Source organism: Xanthobacter sp. BG11Y11_SDJG, from assembly GCF_057364445.1.
This window is the reverse complement of sequence record NZ_JBNFNU010000208.1, coordinates 1-7,391: the sequence shown is the minus strand read 5'-3', so window position 1 is coordinate 7,391 and position 7,391 is coordinate 1. Positions and strand designations below refer to the sequence as shown.

General features: G+C 70.0%; 7 protein-coding genes. 5 read left to right on the top strand and 2 right to left on the bottom strand.

The annotated features are described in order from the left end of the window. Window positions 1-369: 369 nt before the first annotated feature. The 4 genes from mgtE to AC2W7M_RS16000 all read left to right on the top strand — a co-directional run bounded on the left by mgtE (window position 370) and on the right by AC2W7M_RS16000 (window position 5,594). Window positions 370-1,782, top strand: a complete 1,413-nt coding sequence (gene mgtE / locus AC2W7M_RS16015; protein ID WP_486133208.1) for a magnesium transporter — start codon at window positions 370-372, stop codon at window positions 1,780-1,782. A 276-nt stretch (window positions 1,783-2,058) separates the two neighbouring features. Beyond that, a complete protein-coding gene (locus AC2W7M_RS16010) occupies window positions 2,059-4,080 on the top strand; it encodes a putative bifunctional diguanylate cyclase/phosphodiesterase (RefSeq protein WP_486133207.1) in 2,022 nt (673 codons plus the stop codon). A gap of 185 nt (window positions 4,081-4,265) precedes the next feature. After that, window positions 4,266-5,159 carry a bifunctional methylenetetrahydrofolate dehydrogenase/methenyltetrahydrofolate cyclohydrolase FolD gene (gene folD / locus AC2W7M_RS16005; protein ID WP_486133206.1) on the top strand — a complete coding sequence of 298 codons (894 nt, stop codon included), beginning with the start codon at window positions 4,266-4,268 and terminating at the stop codon, window positions 5,157-5,159. Window positions 5,160-5,213: 54 nt separating this feature from the next. Then, the gene (locus tag AC2W7M_RS16000; protein ID WP_486133205.1) at window positions 5,214-5,594 is read left to right on the top strand and encodes a 4a-hydroxytetrahydrobiopterin dehydratase; all 381 of its coding nucleotides are present in this window, start codon (window positions 5,214-5,216) and stop codon (window positions 5,592-5,594) included. 9 nt (window positions 5,595-5,603) lie between these two features. Here AC2W7M_RS16000 and AC2W7M_RS15995 read toward each other — a convergent pair whose 3' ends face one another. Together AC2W7M_RS15995 and AC2W7M_RS15990 are read right to left on the bottom strand one after the other, a co-directional pair. Beyond that, complete coding sequence (locus AC2W7M_RS15995; protein WP_486133204.1) at window positions 5,604-6,011, bottom strand: DUF1398 domain-containing protein; 408 nt, start codon at window positions 6,009-6,011, stop codon at window positions 5,604-5,606. Between the two features lie 28 nt (window positions 6,012-6,039). Beyond that, window positions 6,040-6,489, bottom strand: a complete 450-nt coding sequence (locus AC2W7M_RS15990) for a MarR family winged helix-turn-helix transcriptional regulator (protein WP_486133203.1) — start codon at window positions 6,487-6,489, stop codon at window positions 6,040-6,042. A gap of 124 nt (window positions 6,490-6,613) precedes the next feature. Here AC2W7M_RS15990 and AC2W7M_RS15985 point away from each other — a divergent pair, with 124 nt between their 5' ends. Then, window positions 6,614-7,228 carry a DUF938 domain-containing protein gene (locus tag AC2W7M_RS15985; protein ID WP_486133202.1) on the top strand — a complete coding sequence of 205 codons (615 nt, stop codon included), beginning with the start codon at window positions 6,614-6,616 and terminating at the stop codon, window positions 7,226-7,228. Window positions 7,229-7,391 lie beyond the last annotated feature (163 nt).

Sequence of the window (7,391 nt, the reverse complement as noted above, 5' to 3'; positions counted from 1 at the left end):
CCGCGCCGGGGCGCGACGCTGCGCATGAACCGGGCGCCGCGCCCGAAGCGCCGCCCCCGCTTGATGTCCCATTGCCATGCTGACGCCACCGCATCTGTTCGCGCCACTGTCTCACGCCGGCGCGCGGGTGGGGAGGGGCACGCTCCGGCGCGGCCCGCGCTCGGTGTCGCACCGCCGCAACGCCCGGCGAAAGAGGCATGGCCGCCGCCGAATTCCTGCCGTTTCGCCTTGCGATTCCAGCCGTAAGGGGCCAATGGCTCGCAGGTGCCTGCCGGCACGCGGGCGCCCCGGCGATTCTCTGTCGGCCCGCGGCGGCAGGACGCGCCTCCATCTCGGTTTCCCGTCGTGCCCCGTTCCGCCGGAGGTCCCATGCGCGAGGATCAAGACAGCATCGACCCGCGCGCCGAGGAGACCCTTGCCGTGCGCGAGGAGGACGGCGCCATTTCGGACGCCTTCCGCGGCGCCGTCGAGGCGGCGATCGAGGCGCGCGACGTCGACCGCCTGAAGGCGCTGACGATCCCGCTCCACGAAGCCGACATGGGCGACCTCCTGGAGGCGCTCGACGCCGACGAGCGGCGCCGGCTGATCGAGCTTCTCGGCCCCGCCTTCGACTTCACCGCCCTCACCGAGCTGGACGAGACGGTGCGCGTGCAGATCCTGCACGCCATCTCGCCGCGCATCGCCGCGCGCGGCATCGCCGAACTCGATTCCGACGATGCGGTCTACATCCTCGAGGACCTGGACGAGGACCACAAGGCGGCGATCCTCGAGCACCTGCCGGCGCCCGAGCGCGTCGCGCTGCTGCGCTCCCTCGACTATCCCGAGGAGAGCGCCGGCCGGCGCATGCAGACCGAGTTCATCGCCGTGCCGCCGTTCTGGACCGTGGGCCGCACCATCGACTATCTGCGCGAGACCGCGAACCTTCCGGACACCTTCTACGAGGTGTTCGTGGTCGATCCCGGCTACCGGCTGATCGGCGCCGTGGCGCTCGACCGGCTGCTGCGCGCCAAGCGCCCGGTGCTGATGACGGCGGTGAAGAAGGAGCAGCTCCATGTGGTGAAGGCCTCCGAGGACCAGGAGGAGGTCGCCCGCATGTTCGAGCACTACAATCTCGTCTCCGCCCCGGTGGTGGACGATGCCGGCCGGCTCGTGGGCGTGGTCACCATCGACGACGTGGTGGACGTGATCCAGGAGGAGGCGGACGAGGACCTGCGCGCGCTCGCCGGCGTCGGCAGCGACGAGGAACTGTCCGACACCGTCGGCTACATCTCCAAGAGCCGGCTGCCCTGGCTGGTGGTCAATCTCGGCACCGCCTTCATCTCCGCCTCCATCATCGCTTTGTTCGAGAACACCATCGAGAAGATGGTGGCGCTCGCCGTGCTGATGCCCATCGTCGCCTCCATGGGCGGCAATGCCGGCAACCAGACCATGACGGTGGCGGTGCGGGCGCTCGCCACCAAGGACCTCGGCAGCCACAACGCCCGCCGCGTGGTCTCGCGCGAGGTGCTGGTGGGGCTCATCAACGGCCTGGTTCTGGCGGCGGCGCTCGGCGCCATCGCCGCCTTCTGGTTCTCCAGCGCCCAGCTCGGCGCGGTGATCTCGTCGGCGCTGGTGCTGAACATGCTGGCGGCCGGGCTGTTCGGCATCCTGATCCCGCTCGCCATCTCGCGGCTGAAGCTCGATCCGGCGGTGGCGTCGGGCGTTTTCGTCACTATGGTTACCGACGCCGTGGGCTTCTTCGCCTTTCTGGGCCTTGCCACATGGTGGTTTTCCATTACCTGAACATGTGCTCCTGCGGTTCCGCTCAAGCTTGCGCCCCCCGCCATAATGTCGGACAAATTTTCCCGGTGGCCGGCGGAGTCGTCCGAGGGTGTTTCGGATTTGCGCAGAGTTCCGGCTTTGGGGGCGGCCATACCGTGGCGATCCGGCTTTGATTCCCGTGCCCTTGCGCTGACGGGACTGTTCGCCCTCCTCATTTTGCTGGGGGGTGTCGTTCTGGCGCTTCTCCATGCAACCCAGCGTAATTCCGAGCGTGCCCATGCGCGCGACCGCCACGCGGTGTTCGCCGCCATCGCCGAGCGCCAGGAGCATATGGGCCGCGTGCTCGCCGGCATGACGGCGGGGCGCGAGGCCGAAATCACCCGCATGCTGGTGAACGACCGCAAGGCGGACCTGCATGAGCGTCTCGGCAAGGCGCTGAAGGAGCAGTTCGGCTTCGAGCTGACCTACATCATCGATGCGGACGGCCGCGTGCTCTACGCTGCCGAACTGGGGCGCCTCGGGTCCGGCGAGGCATCGGTCTGGATCGCGCCGGCCTTTGCGCGGCAGATCCTGAAATGGCGCAGCACGCCGGTCTCGGGTCTTGCGGTCACCGACGGGGAGGCGGGCCTGCTCGCGGCGCGCCCGCTCGCCGCGACGCCGGACGGCGCGGTCCTGCGCCAGCCCTTGACGATCGTTTCCGTCGACGTGGTGGACGACGCCTTCCTCAGCGAGGTGTTCGGCGCACTCGATTTGCCGCCCATGCATCTGGTGCGCAACGAGGCGGCCCTGGCCCCGGAGGCGGTGGCGGTGGCCAACCTGCTCGACGGGCCGCGCGCCGGTTTCGTGTGGAACCCGCCGGATCAGGATCACGGTCCGCTGAACCGGCTGGCGATGGTGATCGCGGCGGCGGCGCTGGTGCTCTGCCTGGTGTTCCTGGCGCTGCTGGTGCGGGCCCGCCGCACCGCGGCGGCGCTCGGCGTCAGCGAGGCGCGCGCCCGGGAACTCGCCCAGCGCGACAGCCTCACGGGACTGGCCAACCGCGGCCATTTCATCGTCGCGTTGAAGGCGGCCCTCGCCGAGCAGACGGAGGGAACGGCCATCGCGCTGCTGTTCATCGATCTCGACGGCTTCAAGGAGGTCAATGACAGCGTCGGCCACGCCGGGGGCGACGAATTGCTGGCCGTGGTGGCGCGCCGCCTGAGAGGCTGCCTGGGGGAGCGGGGGCTGGCGGCGCGCTTCGGCGGCGATGAGTTCGTGCTGTTCACGAGCTATCGGGAGGAGGCGCAGCTGTCCAGCCTCGTCGCTGCGCTGTTCGGGGTGCTCGACATTCCGGTCCATGTGGGGGGCACCGAGCTGGCGGTCAGCGCCTCCATCGGCGCGGCGCGGGCGCCGCAGGACGCGCGCACCTGCGACGAACTGCTCAGTCTGGCCGACGTGGCGCTCTACCGCGCCAAGGCGGAAGGGCGCGGGACCTACCGCCTGTTCGAGCCGCGCTTCGAGCGCGAGCAGCTGGAGCGCCGGCGCACCGAATCCGAACTGGCGGCGGCGCTGGACAAGGGCGAGCTCAACCTGGTGTTCCAGCCGCAGGTGGACGTGGAGAGCGAGCGCATCGTCGGCTTCGAGGCGCTGGTGCGCTGGGACCATCCGACCCGCGGGCGCATCCTGCCCGGCGCCTTCATCCCGGTGGCGGAGGGCTCGCGCCTCATCAACCGGCTGGATGCCTACGTGCTGCGCTCAGCCTGCGAACAGGCGAAGGACCTGCCGGGCGTCACCATCTCGGTGAACATGTCGCCGCTGAACCTGCGCCATGCGGGCATGGTCGACAACATCATCGCCACCCTGCGGCAGACCGATTTCGATCCCCGGCGGCTGGAGATCGAGATCACCGAGAGCGCCATCCTCGACGCCAGCGTCGAAGGCCAGGACGCGCTGGCCCGGCTGCGCGGGCTCGGCGTGCGGCTCGCGCTCGACGATTTCGGCACGGGCCACGCCTCGCTGGTGCATGTGCGCCGCTTCCCCATCACCAAGATCAAGATCGACAAGTCCTTCATCCTCAATCTCGGGGTGCAGCGCGATGCCGCCTCGATCGTGGAGTATGTGGTGCGGCTCGGCCGCTCGCTCGGCATCACGCTGACCGCCGAGGGGGTGGAGACGCGCGAGCAGTTGCGCTTCCTGCGCGCCTTCGGCGCCCACCAGGCGCAGGGCTACCTGTTCTCGCCGCCTTTGCCGCTGGCGGCGGCGGCGGCATTGCTGAAGCGCCAGTCGGAGGCGGATGCCCTGCGCGCGCAGCGCGGCACTGGCGAGCCGACGGCCAAATAGGCCCCACGCGCGCTGGCCTAGCGGATCCGATATTTCCTTGAAAGAAAATATTGTCTCTCTAAGAGATTTTTGCCTCCATCCCGACCGCCGTCTCGTGTCGGTGGTTGCGTTTGCCGGGGCGCTTGGCACAGAACGGCGGGTAGGGACGGCGCGCGTCGGGCGCGGCCGGCAGAGGGGTGTTGCGCGTGACCGGGACCAACCTCATCGAGACTCGGCCGATCGACGGCAAGGCCTTCGCCGCAGACCTGCGGGCGCGCATCGGCGCCGAGGTGGCGGCTCTGGGCGCGGCCCATCCCGGATTCAAGCCCGGCCTCGCCGTGGTGCTGGTGGGCGCCGACCCGGCGAGCGAGGTCTATGTGCGCAACAAGGCGGCACAGACGGTGGAGGCCGGCATGGCCTCCTTCGAGCACAAGCTGCCCGCCGACACGCGCGAGGAAGACCTCTTGGCGCTGGTCGCCACCCTGAACGCCGATCCCGCGGTCAACGGCATCCTGGTGCAGCTGCCGCTGCCGGCGCAGATCGACGCCATGAAGGTTCTGGCCGCCATCAATCCGGAAAAGGACGTGGACGGTTTCCACGTCATCAATGCCGGCCGCCTCGCGGTGGGGCTCGACGCGCTGGTGCCCTGCACGCCGCTCGGCTGCGTGATGCTGCTGAAGCACCATCTGGGCAATCTCTCGGGGATGAAGGCGGTGGTGGTGGGGCGCTCCAACATCGTCGGCAAGCCGGTGGCGCAACTGCTCCTGAAGGAGGACTGCACCGTCACCATCGCCCATTCGCGCACCCGCGACCTCGCGGGCGAGTGCCGCCAGGCGGACATCCTGATCGCCGCCGTGGGCCGCCCGGAAATGATCAAGGGCGACTGGATCAAGCCCGGCGCGACCGTGATCGACGTGGGCATCAACCGCGTGCCGAAGGCGGACGGCAAGACCCGCCTCGTGGGCGACGTCGCCTCCGCCGAGGCGCAGGGCATCGCCGGCCTCATCACGCCGGTGCCGGGGGGCGTTGGCCCCATGACCATCGCCTGCCTGCTCGCCAACACGCTCACCGCCGCCAAGCGCCAGGCCGGCATCGCCTGACAGCGGGAACGGGCGCGGACCGTCCGGGTTGTCCGCAAACGAAGGAGGCACGCCATGGCCGTCGACCGCAAGCAGACCTTCACGCCGCAAGAGATCGAGGCGCGCCTGTCCGCCGAGCTGCCCCGCTGGCGCTACGAGGACGGCTGGCTCCGCCGCACCTACAAGACCAGCAGCTGGAAGGGCACGCTGATGGTCATCAACACGGTGGGCCACCTCGCCGAGGCGGCGTGGCACCATCCCGACCTCACCGCCTCCTATGCCTGGGTGGAGGTGCGCCTCATGTCCCACGACGCCAAGGGCATTACGGAGCGCGACTTCGCTCTGGCGAAGAAGATCGAGGAGGTGGTGATGTGGCAGCCCGGCCTCGAGGAGGGCGGCGCGCTGGAAGGCACGCCGCAGGGCGATCTGCGGTTTGCGTATGTGAAGTATGACTGAGGGCGGCTTTCACGCCTGCCCCGGAAACAGCTCCACATGCGTTTCCGCCGTGCGGCCGTAATAGAGCGCGCGGCGGCCGGTGAAGGAGACCATGTAGCCGGCGCAGCCGGCGGCCTTCGCCTTGTAGCAGAAGCCGCGATAGGTGTAGCCGGGGGCCAGCGTCTGCGCCGCGCGGATGGCGGCCTGGAGCGCGCCGGCGTCGAAGGCTGGCGCCACCGGGACCGGGCTTTCGTGGCAGGCGAGGGCGAGCGCTTCGCCGTCCGGCAAGAAGTAGGTGGCGCGGGCCTGCCGCAGGTCCACCTCGTAGCTCTCGAAGCCCGCCGCCATCAGGGCGCCGACGATCTCGGGGAAAGTCATCGTATTGGCCTCGGCGGCCTTCAGGCATGCGGCGGCGGTGTCGGACTGGTGCGGGTCCATGGGCAGTCTCCGGTCTCGTGAGGCGTGTTCAGTCGACGGGCACGGCCCGAAGGCCGCGCTTCTCGACGATGCGCCGCAGCGCGCCGGCAATGACCGCGCGCTCATCGGCCGTGAGGTCGGCGAAGAATTCGGCGTCGTTCTCGTCCGCCAGCGCCGCGAGCACCGGCACCAGATCGGCGCCCTGCGGCGTTAGCGCGAGGGTATGGGCGCGGCCATCGCTCGCGCTCGCCGCGCGGGCGATGAGGCCTTTCGCCTCCAGCCGGTCGGCGAGCTTGCTCACCGCGCCGCGGGTGAGGCCGAGCCGGTCCGCGAGGCGGCTGGGCGCTGAGGTCGCCGCGTCGTGCAGCACCCGCAGCAGCACCCATTCCGCCACCGTCACCCCGTGCCCCTCCACCTTGCGGGCGAAGGCGAGCGAGACGTGGTTCGACACGAAGCGCAGCCAGTAGCCGAGATGGGCGGAGAGGTCGGAGACGGGCATAAGCGGACCTAGATTGATTGAATAGGAAACTATCTCTGAATAGTTTCCATGTCAACTATCTGGCTTCGCCATCGCCTGTCCGGCCCTTTGGTCTATGGTCACGCGCGTGTCCTGGAGGTGTCCCGTGTCCGGCGTGCCCAATCCCCGCCTTTCCGCTCCGTCCGCTTTGCGCAATCGCGGACCGATCCTGGATGTACTGCGCGCGGTGCTGCCGGCCGCCGGTCTGGTGCTGGAGATCGCCAGCGGCTCGGGCGAGCATGTGGTGCACTTCGCCCGGCATCTGCCCGGCCTTTCCTTCCAGCCAAGCGATCCTTCGGCGGAAGCCCGCGCCTCGGTGGCGGCGCATGTGGCGGCGGAGGGGCTCGCCAATGTCCGCGCGCCGCTGGCGCTCGATGCCGGTGCGCCGGACTGGCCGGTGGGGCCTGTCGACGCGGTGGTGTGCATCAACATGATCCACATCTCGCCCTGGACCTCGACGCTGGGCCTGATGGCCGGCGCGGGCGCGCGGCTGCCGGCGGGCGGGCCGCTGGTGCTCTACGGACCCTATGTGCGCGAGGGGGTGGAGACCGCCGCGAGCAACCTCGCCTTCGATGCCAGTCTCAAGGCGCGCAATCCCGCCTGGGGCCTGCGGCGCCTGGAAGAGGTGGCCGAGGCCGCGGGCCGGCACGGGCTCGGACTGGAGCGCGTCGTCGAGATGCCGGCCAACAATCTCACCGTTGTCTTCCGCAAGGCGGGCTGAGCCTCAGGCCGCTGCCGCCAGACGGACCACGGCGCGCACCGCCGCGAGCCGCGCCGGATCGAGCGCGCCCGTACGCCCCTGCGCGCAGAGCGCGCGCGGAAACCGAGATAGTCCGGTCCGAGCGCCGCCAGCGGCGCCGCATCCGCGAGCGCCAGGGAGCCGG